The sequence below is a fragment of the Bacillus sp. FSL W8-0183 genome, assembly GCF_038006825.1.
In the GTDB taxonomy this organism is placed as follows: Bacteria; Bacillota; Bacilli; order Bacillales; family Bacillaceae; genus Bacillus; species Bacillus altitudinis.
On sequence record NZ_JBBOVY010000001.1, the window covers coordinates 1,572,686 to 1,589,962 of the forward strand.

16 protein-coding genes are annotated in these 17,277 nt (G+C 41.2%); 13 read left to right on the top strand and 3 right to left on the bottom strand.

The window, feature by feature from the left end; genetic code table 11:
- Positions 1 to 5: 5 nt before the first annotated feature.
- On the bottom strand, positions 6 to 1,214 hold the full coding sequence (ylbJ, locus tag NSQ64_RS08290) for a sporulation integral membrane protein YlbJ (protein WP_039168604.1): 1,209 nt from the start codon (positions 1,212 to 1,214) through the stop codon (positions 6 to 8).
- 156 nt (positions 1,215 to 1,370) lie between these two features.
- Here ylbJ and NSQ64_RS08295 point away from each other — a divergent pair, with 156 nt between their 5' ends.
- Positions 1,371 to 2,150, top strand: coding sequence for a patatin-like phospholipase family protein (locus NSQ64_RS08295; RefSeq protein ID WP_017367186.1), 780 nt, complete (start codon positions 1,371 to 1,373; stop codon positions 2,148 to 2,150).
- Between the two features lie 4 nt (positions 2,151 to 2,154).
- Positions 2,155 to 3,183, top strand: a complete 1,029-nt coding sequence (locus tag NSQ64_RS08300; protein WP_017359372.1) for a SepM family pheromone-processing serine protease — start codon at positions 2,155 to 2,157, stop codon at positions 3,181 to 3,183.
- Between the two features lie 32 nt (positions 3,184 to 3,215).
- Here the strand turns inward: NSQ64_RS08300 and NSQ64_RS08305 are convergent, their stop codons facing one another.
- Complete coding sequence (locus NSQ64_RS08305) at positions 3,216 to 4,463, bottom strand: nucleotidyltransferase (protein ID WP_445684640.1); 1,248 nt, start codon at positions 4,461 to 4,463, stop codon at positions 3,216 to 3,218.
- 206 nt (positions 4,464 to 4,669) lie between these two features.
- Between NSQ64_RS08305 and NSQ64_RS08310 the strand changes: the two genes are divergently transcribed.
- From NSQ64_RS08310 to gerR, 3 genes are all read left to right on the top strand, one after another.
- Positions 4,670 to 5,188 (top strand): YceD family protein, encoded by a 519-nt coding sequence (locus NSQ64_RS08310; RefSeq protein ID WP_268355677.1) that lies wholly within the window; start codon positions 4,670 to 4,672, stop codon positions 5,186 to 5,188.
- Between the two features lie 21 nt (positions 5,189 to 5,209).
- A complete protein-coding gene (gene rpmF / locus NSQ64_RS08315; RefSeq protein WP_008354700.1) occupies positions 5,210 to 5,383 on the top strand; it encodes a 50S ribosomal protein L32 in 174 nt (57 codons plus the stop codon).
- Positions 5,384 to 5,521: 138 nt separating this feature from the next.
- Positions 5,522 to 6,061, top strand: a complete 540-nt coding sequence (gerR, locus tag NSQ64_RS08320) for a sporulation-specific transcriptional regulator GerR (protein WP_268355678.1) — start codon at positions 5,522 to 5,524, stop codon at positions 6,059 to 6,061.
- A gap of 53 nt (positions 6,062 to 6,114) precedes the next feature.
- Here the strand turns inward: gerR and NSQ64_RS08325 are convergent, their stop codons facing one another.
- Positions 6,115 to 6,594: an N-acetyltransferase gene (locus NSQ64_RS08325; protein WP_007499784.1), complete on the bottom strand. Its 480-nt coding sequence runs from the start codon at positions 6,592 to 6,594 to the stop codon at positions 6,115 to 6,117.
- Between the two features lie 210 nt (positions 6,595 to 6,804).
- Here NSQ64_RS08325 and NSQ64_RS08330 point away from each other — a divergent pair, with 210 nt between their 5' ends.
- The 8 genes from NSQ64_RS08330 to NSQ64_RS08365 all read left to right on the top strand — a co-directional run bounded on the left by NSQ64_RS08330 (position 6,805) and on the right by NSQ64_RS08365 (position 17,216).
- Positions 6,805 to 7,698, top strand: a complete 894-nt coding sequence (locus NSQ64_RS08330) for a 2-dehydropantoate 2-reductase (RefSeq protein ID WP_159159609.1) — start codon at positions 6,805 to 6,807, stop codon at positions 7,696 to 7,698.
- A 65-nt stretch (positions 7,699 to 7,763) separates the two neighbouring features.
- Complete coding sequence (bshC, locus tag NSQ64_RS08335) at positions 7,764 to 9,383, top strand: bacillithiol biosynthesis cysteine-adding enzyme BshC (RefSeq protein ID WP_337902703.1); 1,620 nt, start codon at positions 7,764 to 7,766, stop codon at positions 9,381 to 9,383.
- A gap of 128 nt (positions 9,384 to 9,511) precedes the next feature.
- Positions 9,512 to 9,943, top strand: coding sequence for a division/cell wall cluster transcriptional repressor MraZ (gene mraZ / locus NSQ64_RS08340; RefSeq protein WP_003211163.1), 432 nt, complete (start codon positions 9,512 to 9,514; stop codon positions 9,941 to 9,943).
- A 66-nt stretch (positions 9,944 to 10,009) separates the two neighbouring features.
- On the top strand, positions 10,010 to 10,942 hold the full coding sequence (rsmH, locus tag NSQ64_RS08345) for a 16S rRNA (cytosine(1402)-N(4))-methyltransferase RsmH (protein ID WP_007499781.1): 933 nt from the start codon (positions 10,010 to 10,012) through the stop codon (positions 10,940 to 10,942).
- Positions 10,943 to 10,978: 36 nt separating this feature from the next.
- The gene (gene ftsL, locus NSQ64_RS08350; RefSeq protein ID WP_268382595.1) at positions 10,979 to 11,326 is read left to right on the top strand and encodes a cell division protein FtsL; all 348 of its coding nucleotides are present in this window, start codon (positions 10,979 to 10,981) and stop codon (positions 11,324 to 11,326) included.
- 7 nt (positions 11,327 to 11,333) lie between these two features.
- A complete protein-coding gene (locus NSQ64_RS08355; protein ID WP_341018264.1) occupies positions 11,334 to 13,484 on the top strand; it encodes a penicillin-binding protein in 2,151 nt (716 codons plus the stop codon).
- Positions 13,485 to 13,609: 125 nt separating this feature from the next.
- Complete coding sequence (locus NSQ64_RS08360; protein WP_019743279.1) at positions 13,610 to 15,529, top strand: stage V sporulation protein D; 1,920 nt, start codon at positions 13,610 to 13,612, stop codon at positions 15,527 to 15,529.
- A 211-nt stretch (positions 15,530 to 15,740) separates the two neighbouring features.
- Positions 15,741 to 17,216, top strand: a complete 1,476-nt coding sequence (locus NSQ64_RS08365; RefSeq protein ID WP_178930118.1) for a UDP-N-acetylmuramoyl-L-alanyl-D-glutamate--2,6-diaminopimelate ligase — start codon at positions 15,741 to 15,743, stop codon at positions 17,214 to 17,216.
- Positions 17,217 to 17,277: the final 61 nt, after the last annotated feature.

Consider the following 17,277-nt stretch of genomic DNA (forward strand, 5'->3'; position numbering starts at 1 on the left):
TGCACTCATCCATTTTTTAATTTCTGATAATAGAGCGCAATATACACGATCAGACTGAACAAGGTGATGAGAGGACCAGCAGATACAAGTTGATTCCATAACACGCTGCTAAACATCACGACTTGCTCGCTTGTTTCAAATGCCCCTGCTGGAAGCGCCATGTCTGCTTTAGAGACATAAAGGGGTTTGAATAACAAAAAGGCAAAGACGGCTGCGTAAATACCGTGAAGTAAACGGGCGAAGAAAAACGGTTTAAAGCGTATATCGGTTGCTGCCAAAATGCCGGCTACCTGAGCTTGAACGGAGAATCCGCTAAATCCTAAAATAAAGCTGACCACAATTGTTTTAGCGAGCAGGGAAACCTCTTGTGACCCTGTGAGCTGACTTCCTAATGTGATTTCAAATAGACCCGCAATCATGGCTAGATCTAATTCCGGCGGAAGGTGCATCGTTTTCAGTATAGAGCCGATCCCGATAGAGAGAAGATCTGTTACATGAACGACAGCGAGCATTTGACTAAAGACAGAAAATAAAATGATAAAGCCGCCAATCATAAAGAGCGTTTGAACAGATGACATGACAGCGTCACTTAATATTTGGCCAAGTGGTCTTTTCTCTGCAAGTCTTGCCGTATGAAGAGCGCTGAATGCTTCTCGAATTGGAGGCAATAAAAATCCTTTTCGGCTTCTGAGGTGCGCATCATGACGTGCTTTATATCCGCGCATCGTCACCCCAACCGCGAGATTTCCTAAATAATGTGCACAGGCTAACACAATGCCTAAAGCTGGGTGATGAAAAAATCCTACAGCCACTGCTCCAAAAATGAACAAAGGGTTTGAAGAATTGGTAAACGACACAAGGCGTTCTGCTTCAATTCTTGTCAGCTGTCCTTCCTGCCGAAGTCTTGTCGTCAATTTAGCGCCAGAAGGAAAACCAGAGGCCATTCCCATCGCCAGCACAAATCCCCCGACACCAGGCACCCGAAAGATAGGCCGCATAAATGGCTCTAATAATACGCCGACAAATCTGACAATTCCGAAACTGATTAATAGCTCGGACAAAATAAAAAAAGGTAGCAGCGATGGAAAAACCACTTCCCACCACATTGCAAGTCCATTTTTCGATGCTTGCAAAGAGGCTTGTGGATGTGTAATCACAGTGGCTGTTAAAAAGATAAAAAAAGCAGCGATGAACAGAGTGTTCCATTTTTTCATGGAGATGTCGCCCCTTGCCGTTATAATCTATTGGCGAGCTCGTGATTAAAGAAAAAGAGATGCTAGCCGAGCCTGTCTTCTATTACTATACGATGAGAAGGGGCATGTTTAGACCTATAGATTCGTATATATGCATAGAAAGAGGAGGGTGGATTCATGAAACGACCGATTATCGGGCTTGCGCTGGGCTCCGGGGGTGCCAGAGGGATGGCGCATATCGGGGTTTTATCTAGTCTTGAGAAACAAGGAATTCAGGTGGATATGATCGCAGGAAGCAGTATTGGTGCTCTTGTGGGGAGCTTTTATGCAGCAGGACAAGACGTAGAAAAAATGAAAAAACTTGCACTTGTCTTCAGAAGAAAGTATTATGCTGACTATACACTGCCAAAAATCGGTCTGTTAAAAGGAAATCGAATTTTGCAGCTGATTCACACGTTTACATATGGGAAGAATATTGAAGAAATGCGCGTGCCTCTTGCGATTGTCGCCTGTGACCTTCAGACAGGGGAGAAGGTTGTGTTCAAAGAAGGATCTGTCTCACAAGCAGTCAGGGCAAGCATTAGCATTCCGGGTGTGTTTGTTCCGCATGAAATAGGCGGCAGGCAATTGGTGGATGGAGCGGTAGTGGACCGCATTCCTGTTTCTGTTCTCAAAGAAATGGGGGCGGATCTCATTATCGCCTCTGATGTATCAAGGGTGAAAAAAACAGAAAAGGCAACGAGATTATCGGATGTCATTATGCAAAGTTTGGACATCCTTCAAAATGAATTGGTTCGTCACCAAACCATTCATGCAGATCTCATGATTCGGCCGAAGCTCGAGACCTTTAGCTCTAGTGCGTTTACACAGGTTCAAGAAATGATTGAAGCAGGTGAACTCGCCGCCGACCAACTAAAAGGAAAACTGAAAGATGTCATTGATAAATGGGAGTGTTAATCGAATGAAAAAATTAAATATTCGCTGGCTCAGCTTTTTTGCTGTTGTTCTAGTCTTATTTGGCTTAACTTTTGTGAAACTGCCCTATTACGTCACAAAGCCAGGTGATGCAACAGAAATTGCGCCACACATTCAAGTAGACGGAGGATATGGCGAGAAGGGCAGCTTTTCTCTTATGACCATTAAAGTAGGTCCAGCCAATCCATATACGTATTTGCTTGCAAAAATGAACAAGTATGACGAAATCGTTCCAGAAGAAAATATTAAAGCGGACGGAGAGTCTGATGAGGATTATATGAAACGGCAGCTGCAGCTCATGAAAAGTTCTCAAGAAAATGCGATGATTGCCGCTTATACAAAAGCAGGGAAAAAAGTAGATTATACGTTTAATGGGGTATATGCGAGCTATGTGATGAAAGGAATGCCTGCATATGGGAAGATTGAAGTGGGCGATAAGATCAAAAGCGTCGACGGCCATACATATGAGTCAGCAGATAAAATGGTTTCGTATATCAGCAGTAAAAAAGCAGGCACGACTGTCCGTTTTGTACTTGAACGTAATGGCAAAGAAATCACGCAGAACGTGACGTTAAAACCATTTAAAGAAGAGCCAAAACGAGTGGGAATTGGCGTATCATTATTTACAGACCGTCATGTGAAAGTGTCTCCTTCTGTGAAAGTGGATATTGAAAACATCGGCGGTCCATCGGCTGGTTTAATGATGTCACTTGAAATTTACAATCAGCTGACAAAAGAAGATGAAACACATGGCTATGCGATCGCAGGAACTGGAACGATTGATGCAGATGGTACAGTCGGACCGATTGGCGGAATTGATCAAAAGGTTGTTGCAGCAGACAAAGCAGGAAAAGACATCTTCTTTGCACCGAATGATAAAGGTGACCCAAACTCTGATTACAAAAATGCAGTCAAAACAGCAAAAGATATTAAAAGTGATATGAAAATCGTTCCTGTGGATACCATGCAGGACGCACTAAACTATTTAAACAAATTAAAAGAGAAAGCATCATAAAAAAGAGCAGCCTGCAATCAGGCTGCTTTTTTCTATCGAGATGAAAAGAGTCCGCTCTCTTCATCATATCGAATCGGTGATGTTTTAAACTCTGCTTTTGTTAATTCTGTTTGCATGGGTTCAGAGATGGGAAGGCTGAACACCCTTGAAGCCCGAATATCAAGATCAAGGGCGGGATGTGAAAAGGAAGACAGTTTACTCACAAGTGGTACATCCAACTCTTTTTTTACAAGAGACAAGTACTGTTGTCCTTTCCTTGTCATTCCAAGTAAACGAATATAGGGCGCTTTTTTCTCTTCAAGCAGCTCGTGCATCGTCTTTTTCTTCACGTTCATTAATAGATGCGTATTCATCCGCTGTAACCTTGTCCACGTATATCGTTTTGTTTTGACAAGTGATAGATACTCCTCGTAGGAAGATGCATGTGTCATGGCTTTTTGCATGCGGTGTTCAATGCCTTCTTCAATTTCATAGATGCCCTCTAATTCACTCGTATCCATTGTATGAAAAACATGTTTCAGAAAGCGAAAATAGGCTTCTTGCGTATGTAAAAGACCATATGAAGAATGATAGTCGTGTAATTGCTTTAAAGTAGCGTCTGGGAGGTAGGGCGTGACTGCTTGAAATGAGCTCTGTTCTTTTAAAGCTTTTCGGATACTTGTGGCGCTTGCGATTTTTTGGTTGTCAGGCAGTTCTTCATCATGATAATCAGATGCAATTCTTTGAGACGTAAAAGGCTGCATGTGAGGAGCTCTCTCTAAGATGGCTTTAACATAATGAAAGCCTAAAATGTTATTTGGTTTGGACAAATCCAGTAAGTGTTCAGAATGAATGGCCTCTTGAAACGCACCTGCTGCTGCTGCGGGATAACTAAGACCTTCTTTCACCTTTTCTTTTGTTAAAAGATCAATCTCTGCCTTTTTTTCATGCCAAGCGTGTGCTGTGCGCTCAAATGCGTTGATTTCTCCATCCTCACTGCCGAAAAAAAGAGAATGGCATTTTAATGCATCGAGGATGGACACAGCGCCATTGGCGAAGGTTTCTGCCTTTTGTACGGCATATATGTATGGAAGCTCACACACAATGTCTACGCCGTTTTGCAGTGCCATTTTTGTACGTGCCCATTTTGAGACGATGGCAGGCTCCCCGCGCTGGAGGAAAGAACCGCTCATGATGGCAATGGCAACATCTGAGGAGGTTTGTTTTTTCGCCTGATTCACATGATAGGCATGCCCATAATGAAATGGATTGTACTCGACAACGACTCCCACTGCTTTCAATAGATGTTCCGCCTTTCTTGCTATGGTTAAATGGTCTGTGCTACAGTAGCATAAGGGAAAAATGAAGACCATTTTTTTCAGTGTAGGCATTCCGAGAACTGATGTCAAACAGCCCTTTGACATCATGAAGGACTGTAAAGAAAAAATATTGACAAATAGCATGATGAAAGCTATAATCATGTTTGTTGCTCTTAGAGGTGATACAATTGAAATGGACAGTTTATCAGTTACATCAAAAAGCTAAAAACAGCTTCGATTTTCATGAGACGGTTGACTTAAATGAACTTACTAGCCTTCATTCAGATATACGTCGTATTTCACCAGTAGAGGTGAATGGGACTGGAGTGATCGAATCAAAGCAAGTCGCATTTGATTTAACCATCACAGGTGAAATGACATTGCCTTGTTCAAGAACGCTTGTTGATGTAAATTATCCATTTGCGATTTCAACAAAAGAACTATTTGTACTTCATAAGACAGACGATATAGAAGATGAAGACGTATCTGTTGTAGAAGACGATATCATCGACTTAACGCCTATAGTCAAGGAAGAAATTCTTCTTGAAGTGCCCATGCAAATCTTTTGCGACCAAGCTGACGTAAAAGGTGCTGCACCACAGGAAGGGAATGACTGGGCGGTCATTTCGGAAGATGCACATCAAAACCGAATTGATCCTCGTCTGGAAGGCTTGAAGAAGCTCTTAGAAGAAAATAATGAATCTTAACTCTTTAAGGAGGTGGGAATAATGGCTGTACCTTTTAGAAGAACTTCTAAAATGAAAAAAAGATTGCGTCGTACGCATTTCAAACTACAAGTACCTGGTATGGTAGCTTGCCCAGAATGCGGTGAAATGAAAATTTCTCATCGTGTCTGCAAATCTTGCGGAACATACAAAGGCAAAGACGTAAAAAGCAACTAATGCTTGATAAAAAAACGTGAGGGAATCTTCCCTTGCGTTTTTTTATTGATCTATTTTTTAGGTTTCTCTCCTGCAAATAGTCTATCTACTCTAGTAAGCGCATATGATGTGGTATTCAGATTCAGGGGGGATGATGAGTTGACGATTACACGGCAGGACGCATGGACACAAGATGAAGATTTACTTTTAGCAGAAGTTGTTTTAAGGCATATCCGAGATGGGGGTACCCAGCTTTCAGCATTTGAAGAGGTTGGAAAAGCATTGTCAAGAACAGCAGCAGCATGTGGATTCAGGTGGAATTCTTACGTCAGAAAGCAGTACCAGGCAGGCATTGAGCTTGCCAAAAAACAGCGAAAAGAACTGCGTAAAAAAATTGGTATCCATTCTTCGGGTTTACCGCAGCATGCGTTCACCATAGAAGAGAAGGCATCTTCTGATCAGACTGAACTGACGCTTCGAGAAGTAATTCGGTTTCTAGAGCAGCTTGAGAAAGAACCATCTGGTCCAGCTTATTTACGGGAGGAGCTTAAAGATGCACAGCAGCAATTAAAATCACTCACCGAAGAAAATGAACAGCTGAAACGTCAATTAAAAATGACAGAAGAAGATTACCGGGCACTTATTGGTATTGTTGAAAGAGTCAAACAGAATATCAGCTTAAAAGATTACGCAAAATAAGAAAACGCCCCTCATAGATGGAAAGAGGGGCGTTTTCTTAATGATTAAAATGATTAAGCGGACTCACCTGTGTTCTTTTGAATATGTGCAGGCTCCCAAATGAGTGGGTTTTCTCCTTTATCGCGTTCCATATCATATTTCACCGCTTCAAAGCCCATTTTATCCCAAAAACCAGCGGATTTGACGCGTGGATTCGTTCGAATTGGAAGGCCAAAAGATTTTGCGAAATCAACAAGTGCTTCGCCGTATCCTTTACGTTGATATCCTGGCAACACTTCTAGCTTCCACAGCTCTAGATAATCATGATTATGGTCAAAATACGTCGTCGTCGAGCCATCTACTTGATAGAGGCTCATACGTGCCACAAGCTTATCTCCAAAGTAAATCCCATAAAATGGAGAGTTGCTGTCATTTTCAATCATATTACTTTCTAGGTCTTCAAGCATGGAAAGTTCTTGTATGCCATATTCCTTAAATTGTTTAAATTCCTCTAATGTTTTGTAGTTAATCAGAAGACGTTTTACTTGTGTCATGTGATCTTCCCCCTTACACACATAATGTCGACAGTGATGTCATTGAAGGCGTTTTCATCCCATCCGCCTAAAAAAGTTTTTACACTTATTATTATAGTTTTTTAATTAAAAAAATTCAATCATAGCGCGTTATCTGCTTTTTGCATCGTAGCACTAAACTGGTAAAATGGTTGATAACATGAAGTAAACAGAAAAAAGGAAGTGCGGCAATTGAAAATTGGAATCATTGGCGGTGGTGCGATTGGTCTGCTTTGTGCCAGTTATTTATCAGAGCATCATGACATCACCGTCTTTACAAGAAGAAAACAGCAGGCAGAAGAAATTCGAGCATTAGGCATCGAACGAATGGTAAGAGGGGAAACCATTCAATCAGCTGTTGGGGCCGATACGGGGGTCAAAGGAATATTTGATTTGCTGATTGTGACAGTGAAGTATCATCATCTGCAAGATGTTCTAGGGGAATTATCGGGACTGCCTCGTCATCGGATCTTATTTTTGCAGAACGGAATGGCCCACCTCGTCGATTTAAAGAACTGGAAAACGGCACATCAGTTATATATTGGTGTAGTAGAGCATGGCGCAATGAAGGTGTCTGATCGCGCAGTAAACCATACAGGAATTGGTGTCATCAAGTGGGGAGCATTTCTGCATGAGGAAAAAGAACCTATGGGTAGTGAACTATCAACGGTCGATTTTCAAATGGTTTATACAGATGAATGGAAGAAAGTACTGGAGGAAAAACTGCTCGTCAATGTGTGTATTAATCCGTTGACGGCTTTATTACATGTGAATAATGGGGAATTGGTATCGAACCCGTCATATGAACATATGATGACATGTGCATTTGAAGAAGCGGTTTCCATTCTAGGGTTGCTTGAGAAAGATCGTCTATGGGCTCATGTGAAATCAATTTGCCATCAAACGGCTGCCAATCAATCGTCGATGCTGCAAGATATCGTCAAAGGCCGCCAAACTGAAAGAAAAGCAATCATTGGCTACCTTTTAAAAAAAGCTCAAGGTCAAGGGATGACGCCGCCATTCCTCACTTTCTTGAATAGAAGCTTGGAAGTATTGGAAAAAAAGCAAACAAAATCTTTTGAGTGAGCTCATTTACATGCTATACTTTTTTCGGGAAACTAACTATTTATTGAAGAAAGGAAGTTCTAAACATGCAATTGACTGAACTTTCCATCCGAAGTCAGAATTTATTCATACGTGATTATATAGAAGAAAAAAAAGAGATGACTGCTTTTTTTGATTATGATATACATTCTGAGCACACATGGAAAAAGAGATACGACGATCTCATGGAAAGGAGCTTCCCGCGCGAGGCTTTAGCGGATTATATGAGCGCATATCATGCAAAATTTGATTCGGCTGCCATGCGTGAGAATATTGAGAAGATCCGTGATGAACGGAGCGTCATGGTGGTTGGAGGACAGCAGGCAGGCCTCTTAACAGGTCCGCTTTATACCATACATAAAATCATTTCCATTATTCAGTTTGCCAAAGAAAAAGAATCAGAGCTTGGCGTTCCTGTTATTCCGGTCTTTTGGGTAGCGGGTGAAGATCACGACGTAGACGAAATTAACTTTGTGTACACGTCTGGCGAAAAAGGCCCAGTCAAACAAAAGCTTCCATTACATCATGTGAAAAAAACAGCTGCGAAAAGAACACCTCTCCACCAAGAGAAAACAGAGAGATGGCTTCGTGATGTATTTTCAACCTATGAGGAATCTGCTTACACAAATGACTTGTTTGATCAGCTTCTTCGATGTTTACGCAAATCAGAAACGTTTACTGATTTCTTTGAGTGGATTGTTTGCGATCTATTTGAAGAAGATGGACTGCTGTTATTGAATTCAGGAGACTTCGGCGTGAAGCCACTTGAACGTACGTTATTCAAGCAAATTGTGGAGTCGAGTGATGCGATCGTGGCTCACTTAAATAACACGCAAGCTGCCATGGAACAAGCGGGGTATCAGCCGATTATTGAAGCTGGTGACCATCAAGCCAACTTGTTTTACGAATATGATGATGAGCGTTTCCTCATTGAACAAGAGAATGGCCAATTTTCTATATCTGAAGTGGGGCTTACTTGGACAAAAGATGAGCTTTTGCAGGAAGTCGAGGAGCACCCAGAGCGGTTTAGCAATAATGTGGTGACCCGTCCATTGATGCAGGAAACCCTTCTTCCAACGCTTGCTTTTATGGCTGGACACGGTGAAGTGAACTATTGGGGTGAGCTGAAAGGCATCTTCGAGTACTTCGATGTCAAAATGGCACCCGTTCTTCCAAGATTGCACGTCACCATTCTTGAACGGCATATTGATAAGAAGCTGCCGATAAGAGAATTGTCAGTTGAAGAAGTGCTGACAAAAGGCGTGAAAGAAAAGAAGGATGCGCACTTTCAGCAAAGTCTTCCAGACAGCTTCGTTCAATCGGTTCAACATGCCAAACGTGAATTAGCGAATGTTCACGAGGCCATGAGACAAGAAGCGCTAGAGATCGAACCAAGCTTTGAACAGCTATTAGATAAAAATGCCAAATTTATAGAAGACCAGCTTCAATTTATTTATCAGAAGGTTGCAAAGCGTGTGGAAGAGAAGGAAGGATACATCCTTCGAGATTTTGAACGGATTGAAAATAGTTTAAAACCACTCGAAGCACCACAAGAAAGAATTTGGAATATCATGTACTTTTTAAACAAATATGGTCCAGAATTCTTCAAAACGTTCAAAAATCTGCCATTTTCATTTCAAAACAAGCAACAAATTGTCAAACTTTGAAATAAAGTTTTAATGAACCCTGACTAGTTCAGGGTTTTTTTTTATGTAGAAACAGTGTAAAATAAGTTTTGTGGAGAGAAGTGGTGGATAGTGGAGAGTATAGGTGAGAAAGTGGGGCTCTGATGATCATGTTCATGGGTGAATACCAACATACGATTGATACAAAAGGGCGCATGATCATCCCTGCTAAATTTAGAGACGGTCTCGGAGAACAGTTTGTGCTGACGAGAGGGCTTGATCAATGTTTATTTGGCTACCCTATGAGTGAGTGGAAACTAATTGAAGAGAAACTCAAAGCACTGCCGCTAACGAAAAAAGATGCACGTGCGTTTACCCGGTTCTTCTTCTCCGGCGCAGTTGAATGTGATCTGGACAAGCAGGGGCGCATTAACATCGCATCCAACCTACTCCAATATGCAAAACTCGAAAAAGAATGTGTGGTCATCGGCGTTTCAAATCGAATTGAGTTGTGGAGTAAGTCGATCTGGGAACAATATACAGAAGAGCAAGAAGATTCTTTTGCTGAAATTGCTGAAAACATGATTGGATTTGATATATAATAATCCCTTGTGCAGCAAGCTTTCTACACATTCATTTCTATTTGAAAAAGGTGGGACCATATCATCATGTTTCAACATGAGACAGTATTATTAAAAGAAACAGTTGACGGTTTAAACGTCAAAGAAGACGGTACATATGTGGACTGCACGCTAGGCGGCGCAGGTCATAGCTCATATTTACTATCTCAATTATCAGAAAAAGGTACATTGATTGGGTTTGACCAAGACGATGCTGCACTGGATCATGCACGAGAGAAGCTCGCACATGTTAAAGCGAACATTCTTTTCATAAAAAGCAACTTCCGATATTTAAAAGAACGTCTGAATGAACAAGGAATTACAAGCGTAGACGGTGTGATTTTTGATCTTGGGGTTTCATCACCTCAGCTTGACACACCAGAGAGAGGCTTTAGTTATCACCATGATGCACCTCTTGACATGCGAATGGATCAAACCGCTGCTTTGTCGGCAAAACAAGTGGTGAATGAATGGCCATTTGAAGATCTAGTTCGGATTTTCTACAAATATGGGGAAGAAAAGTTCAGCAAGCAAATCGCACGCAAAATTGAAGAAGCCAGAAAAAAGGCGCCAATTGAAACAACAGGAGAGCTTGTCGACATTATTAAAGAAGGAATTCCCGCACCCGCAAGACGAAAAGGCGGACATCCAGCGAAAAGAGTATTTCAAGCGATCCGAATTGCCGTAAATGATGAATTGAAAGTATTTGAAGAAGCACTAGAACAAGCAATAGAGTTACTCAATCCGAAGGGGAGAATTTCTGTCATTACATTCCATTCACTTGAAGATCGGATTTGTAAAAGTACATTTAAAGAAATGTCTTCTCTTCCAGAACTTCCGCACGGACTGCCAGTAATTCCAGAAGGACTTGAACCAAAACTGAAGCTGATCACGAGAAAACCAATCGTTGCATCAGAACAAGAGCTGGAATATAACAACCGTGCCCGTTCAGCGAAGCTCCGAATTGCAGAAAAAAAGTAAACGACACCATAGATGATGATAAAAAGGAGGTTTCTTATGAGTAATTTGGCTTACCAAAGAGAAGTAAAGCAACATCAAACCGAGCAACAAGGTCAATCGGTTGTGATTAGAAGAAGAGGTTCTATTACACTTGGTGAAAAAATCTTACTTGTCATGTTTGTCATGGCTCTCATGTGCAGCTCGATCCTCATCATTTCTAAAGCCTTTGCTGTTTATCACGCAAATATCGAAGTGCAGAAACTAGAACAGCAAGTGTCTTTGGAATCGAAAAAGATCACTGAACTGCAAAAGGAAAAAGATTTACTAAGTGAACCAGAGAGAATCATTAAAGCCGCTAAAAAAGCAGGCTTAAGCATATCGAAAGATGTTAAGAAGGTCGATTAACATGGCGATGCCTAAAAAGAATAAAATGATGAACAGAGGCGCGGCAATTGCGAGTATTTGCTTCGCCCTGTTTTTCTTTATCATCCTTGCACGTTTTATTTATATTCAGATTACGGGAACCGTCGATGGACAAGTGTTAGCTGCAAAAGCCAATGAACAATATCAATCGAAAAAAACACTTGAAGCCAAAAGAGGGTCCATTTTAGACAGAAACGGAAATGTGATTGCGGAAGATACATCTGTGTATAAACTGATTGCGATCATGAGCAAGAAAATGACGGTCGATCCAAAGCATCCGATGCATGTCGTTGACAAAGAAAAGACAGCAAAAGAGCTGTCAAAAGTCATTGATATGACTGAGAGTGAAATTTTAAAGCGTCTGAATACAAAAGATGCATTCCAAGTCGAGTTTGGTAAAGCCGGAAAGGATATTAGTTTTTCAACTAAGGAAAAAATTGAAAAGCTAAAACTTCCTGGGATCGCCTTTGAAAAAGATACAAAGAGGTATTATCCAAACGGCATGTTCGCTTCGAACTTAATCGGTTATGCTAGATTAGATGAAGCCACCAAGGACATGTCAGGCGCAATGGGTCTAGAAAAGGCTCTGAATAAATATTTAAAAGAAAAAGATGGCTATGTAACGTATAACAGCGACAGAAGCGGATGGGCACTTCCGAATAGTAAAGAAGACATCGTTGCCCCGAAAGATGGGAAAAACGTCACACTGACCATCGACCAAAAAATTCAAGCATTTCTTGAAGAAAGTATGACGCAGGTCGCTAAAAAATATAAGCCGAAGAAAATCATTGCGACAGTCGTTGATCCGAAAACGGGAAGAGTTCTTGCAATGGGACAGCGGCCAAGCTTTAATTTAAATGAACTCGACATTACGAATTATAACAACGATGTCATTTCTTACGCATTTGAACCAGGTTCAACGATGAAAATTTTTACACTTGCTGCTGCTATCCAAGAAGGAGTGTACCAAGACAGTGACAAGTATCAGTCTGGTACTTATAAAGTAGGCGGCGGTCTTGTAAGAGACCATAACAACGGAAATGGCTGGGGAAAAATTGATTTTCATGAAGGTGTGCTACGTTCTTCAAACGTAGCTTTTGCGAAACTGGCAAAAGAAAAGTTAGGTTTCACACGCTACGAACAATACTTGCAAAAATTCCATTTCTATGACAAAACAGGCATAGACTTGCCGAACGAAGCGTCTAGTAAAATCAATTTCAGATACGAATATGACAAAGCATCGACTGCTTATGGTCAGGCGTCCGCGATTACCCCAATTCAGCAAATTGAAGCGGCGACAGCCATTGCAAACGGTGGAACGATGATGAAGCCATATGTAATCGATCATATTACAGACCCGAACACAAACAAAACAATTTTACAGCACGAACCAACAGTAGCAGGAAAACCAATTTCTTCTGATACAGCGAAGCAAGTCCGTGACATTTTAGGTGAGGTCGTTTCCTCAAAAATTGGCACTGGACAGCCATACCAAATCAAAGGTTTTGATGTCGCTGGGAAAACGGGTACAGGACAAATTGGCGGTGCTGGCGGCTACCTTCAAGGGAGAAACGATTACGTCTTTTCATTTATGGGAATGGCACCAAAAGATGATCCGAAGCTGCTCGTTTATGTGGCTGTCCAACAGCCTCAGCTATCTGAAACACAAACAGGCTCTGCCCCTGTTTCAGAAATCTTTAACCCTGTGATGAAAAATAGTTTGCTCTATTTAAATATCGCACCAACAAAAACAGACGATATAAAATCTGGCAAACAGAAAATAAAACAAGAAACAATGCCGTCATTCCTAGATTTAGAAGTGAAACAGGCAGAAACAGAAGCAAAAAACAAAAAGTTATCACCTGTTGTCATTGGTGACGGTCTATCCATTAAACGCCAATGGCCAAGTGCGGGCTCTGAATTCTCTGAAAGCCAGAAAGTCTTTTTGAAAACAGCAGGGAAAACCATTAAAATGCCTGATATGACAGGCTGGTCCAGAAGGGAAGTTCTTCAATATGCGTCTATTTCAGGTGTGCATATTGAAACAAATGGACAGGGATATGCTGTCAAACAAAGCGTGAAAAGTGGAGCGGAGATTTCAGATAAAGTCGTCACAGTGACCTTCAAAAGTCCAAATTAACTTGAAAACCTAGCAAATCATTTGCTAGGTTTTTTTCTTTTGCTTGAGCGATGGACGAGATCGTTCTATAAAAAGACGAGCCTGCATATGATGAAAACAAGCCATATGTAAGGAGTGAACCGGGCGTGCGAGTGTCAAGTGTAACAGTGAGAAAACGATTGCTTTTCGTGCTGCTGTTTGGGGTGATCATTTTTTTCATCATAGATACTAGATTAGGATATGTGCAGTTTATTATGGGCGAGAAGCTGACAAGTTTAGCGAAAGATTCATGGAGCCGTAACCTCCCATTTGAACCAGAACGAGGAGATATTTTGGACCGAAATGGGGTGGAGCTTGCGACGAACAAAAGTGCTCCCTCTATTTTAGTCGTGCCGCGGCAGGTGAAAGACCCAGCAGAAACAAGCAAAAAATTAGCTGCAGTACTGAATATGTCTGAGGAGAAAGCGTACAAGCATGTCACCAAGAAAACGTCTATAGAACGAATTTCCCCAGAGGGGAGAAAAGTATCTCATGAAAAAGCAAAAGAAGTCAGAGAACTTGATTTAGATGGAGTCTATGTAGCAGAAGACAGCATCAGACATTACCCGTTTGGAAGTTTCTTATCTCATGTATTAGGTTTTGCTGGAATTGATAATCAAGGCTTACTTGGGCTAGAAGCGTACTATGATGATGACCTAAAAGGTGAAAAAGGCTCTGTGAAATTTTATTCTGATGCAAAAGGGCAGAAAATGCCAGATGAAGCAGATGATTATACACCGCCTAAAGATGGGCTTGATATGAAATTAACAGTTGATTCAAAAGTGCAAACCATCATCGAACGAGAACTAGACAATGCTCAGGCAAAATATAACCCAGATGGCATGATTGCCATTGCCATGAATCCGAAAAATGGTGAGGTGCTGGGAATGTCGAGCAGACCTGACTTTGATCCGGCTGACTATCAATCAGTTGATTCAAAAGTATTTAACCGAAACTTACCGGTGTGGAGCACATATGAGCCAGGATCGACGTTTAAAATCATTACACTGGCAGCTGCTCTGGAAGAAAATAAAGTAAATTTAAAACGTGATCAATTTTTTGACAGCGGATCTGTGACAGTGGATGGCGCAAGGCTCAGATGCTGGAAAAAGGGAGGACATGGATCACAGTCGTTTCTAGAAGTGGTACAAAACTCTTGTAACCCAGGATTCGTCGAGCTAGGCGACCGTCTTGGAAAAGATAAATTATTTTCTTATATTAAAAATTTCGGCTTTGGTCAAAAGACAGGCATCGACCTTCAAGGAGAAGGTAGAGGAATTTTGTTCCCGCTTGATCGTGTTGGTCCTGTAGAACAGGCAACAACAGCCTTTGGTCAAGGTGTATCTGTTACGCCGATTCAACAAGTAGCTGCAGTGGCAGCCGCAGTAAATGGAGGAACGCTTTACACGCCGTATATTGCAAAAGAATGGATCGATCCAATTACAAAAGAGGTGGTGAAAAAGCAATCACCAATTGCCAAGAAGAAAGTCATTTCAGCGGAGACGTCTAAAGAAATCAGGTATGCCCTTGAAAGTGTAGTCGCTCAAGGAACTGGCCGGAATGCATTCGTTGAAGGATATCGGGTGGGCGGAAAAACAGGAACAGCACAGAAAGTAAAAGACGGAAAGTACATGGAAAATAACCACATTGTGTCATTTATCGGGTTTGCACCTGCGGATGATCCAAGCATTGTTGTATATGTAGCAGTAGATAACCCAAAAGGCACGATTCAATTTGGTGGGACAGTAGCAGCACCTATTGTGGGCCATATTATGCGAGACAGTCTGCCTGAAATGGGCGTGAAAAAAAGAAAAGGACAAATTGAAAAGAAGTACCAATGGCTGGACACAAAAACCATTGAGGTACCGAATCTTGTAGGAGGATCTGTTTCTGACCTTGAATCACTCCTGATTAATTTAAAGATTGATGCTTCAGGAACTGGCAGTAAAGTGGTGAAGCAATCGCCTGCTGCCGGCACAAAGGTCAAAGAAGGTTCCACGATCCGATTATACTTAAATGATGAATAATAAAGAATGAACAGAGGGTAGCCGCACTCATTCGGCTGCCTCTTTTTGTTGAAAGTGAAGGGCCGCTTTAAAAAAAGAGCATAAAGTGTGTTTTTTCCAAGAGAAACTTAAGGAATACGCTGGATGTATCCTTTTTTTTACGATAAAATATAGACTGTGTGTTTTTTTTACAAGACATGCACGTGAACGAATTTGAGAGGTTTGATATGAAATGAAATTACAAGAACTCCTTACATACTTTAAAAGTGAAAACAGTGAACTGATAAACGAAAATCCGGAGATTACTTCCATTGAAATGGATTCAAGAGAAGTGAAAAAAGGGAGTCTTTTTGTCTGTATAAAAGGCTATACAGTAGATGGACATGATTACGCTGAAAAAGCTGTGAAAAGCGGGGCTGCAGCGATTGTAGCAGAACACCCACTTCACATAACAGATGTACCAGTCATTATTGTAAAACACTCTCAAAGAGCACTTGCAAGAATGGCAGATGCTTTTTACGAACAGCCAACTCATAAACTCAATCTAATTGGTATTACAGGAACGAACGGGAAAACGTCCACAACACACATGATTGAGCAAATCATGAGAAAAGCCGATAAAAAAACAGGTTTAATCGGTACGATGTATATGAAGGTAAACGATGAAATTCTCGAAGTGAAAAACACAACACCTGAGAGTGTCACCCTTCAGAAGACCTTTAAGCAGATGCTTGATCAAGACGTAGATACGGCCATTATGGAAGTGTCATCACATGCTTTGCATCTTGGGCGTGTTCATGGATGTGATTATGATATTGCCGTCTTTACAAATCTTACCCAAGATCATCTGGACTACCACAACACAATGGAAGAATATAAACATGCAAAAAGCTTACTCTTTTCCCAGCTCGGAAGTGCCTTTCAGCACGATAAGCCGAAGCATGCCATTTTAAATGCAGATGATGAAGCGTCTAATTATTTTGAAAAAGTCACAGCTGCTGAAATTATGACGTATGGCTTAGAGCAAGAATCAGATGTAATGGCAAAGAACATTCAAATCAAACCAAAGGGAACACAATTTGATTTGATCACCCCAATCGGCACAAAAAACGTGACGGTTGCCCTTATTGGGAAATTCAATGTGTATAACATTCTAGCAGCTGTATCAGTAGGAATTGTATCAGGCTTAACGTTTGAAACGATCGTTAGTGCCATTGAAGAACTTGAGGGAGTCAAAGGAAGATTCGAACTTGTGAATTTTGATCAAGACTTCCCAGTCATCGTTGATTATGCGCACACACCTGACAGTTTAGAAAATGTACTGACTACGTGTAGAGAATTAACAGAAGGTAGAATTTTCTGTGTAGTTGGCTGCGGGGGCGACCGTGATAAAACCAAGCGCCCTCAGATGGCCCAAATCGCTGTGAAATATGCAGATGAGCCTGTTTTCACATCAGATAATCCAAGAAGTGAAGATCCATCAGCCATTTTGAAAGACATGGAAAATGGCGTGCCAAACGCCTATTATCACAGCTTTGTGAACCGGAAACAGGCCATCTTTTTTGCCATTGCTAATGCAAAAAAGGGCGATACAGTCTTAATAGCTGGAAAAGGCCATGAGACGTACCAAATCATTGGTGATCAAGTCTATGACTTTGATGATGCCAAGGTGGCAGCGGACGCTATTTTAGATCTAAACAAATCTTAAAAATGATGAAAAGAGTGTAATGAAATGAAGCATTTTGTACAAAAACAACATACGAAAGACA

Coding starts and splice junctions, on each gene's coding strand:
- ylbJ (WP_039168604.1), bottom strand. CDS start 1,214: ATGAAAAAATGGAACACTCTGTTCATCGCTGCTTTTTTTATCTTTTTA.
- rsmH (WP_007499781.1), top strand. CDS start 10,010: ATGTTTCAACATGAGACAGTATTATTAAAAGAAACAGTTGACGGTTTA.
- NSQ64_RS08365 (WP_178930118.1), top strand. CDS start 15,741: ATGAAATTACAAGAACTCCTTACATACTTTAAAAGTGAAAACAGTGAA.
- NSQ64_RS08355 (WP_341018264.1), top strand. CDS start 11,334: ATGCCTAAAAAGAATAAAATGATGAACAGAGGCGCGGCAATTGCGAGT.
- ftsL (WP_268382595.1), top strand. CDS start 10,979: ATGAGTAATTTGGCTTACCAAAGAGAAGTAAAGCAACATCAAACCGAG.
- rpmF (WP_008354700.1), top strand. CDS start 5,210: ATGGCTGTACCTTTTAGAAGAACTTCTAAAATGAAAAAAAGATTGCGT.
- mraZ (WP_003211163.1), top strand. CDS start 9,512: ATGTTCATGGGTGAATACCAACATACGATTGATACAAAAGGGCGCATG.
- NSQ64_RS08295 (WP_017367186.1), top strand. CDS start 1,371: ATGAAACGACCGATTATCGGGCTTGCGCTGGGCTCCGGGGGTGCCAGA.
- NSQ64_RS08325 (WP_007499784.1), bottom strand. CDS start 6,594: ATGACACAAGTAAAACGTCTTCTGATTAACTACAAAACATTAGAGGAA.
- NSQ64_RS08300 (WP_017359372.1), top strand. CDS start 2,155: ATGAAAAAATTAAATATTCGCTGGCTCAGCTTTTTTGCTGTTGTTCTA.
- bshC (WP_337902703.1), top strand. CDS start 7,764: ATGCAATTGACTGAACTTTCCATCCGAAGTCAGAATTTATTCATACGT.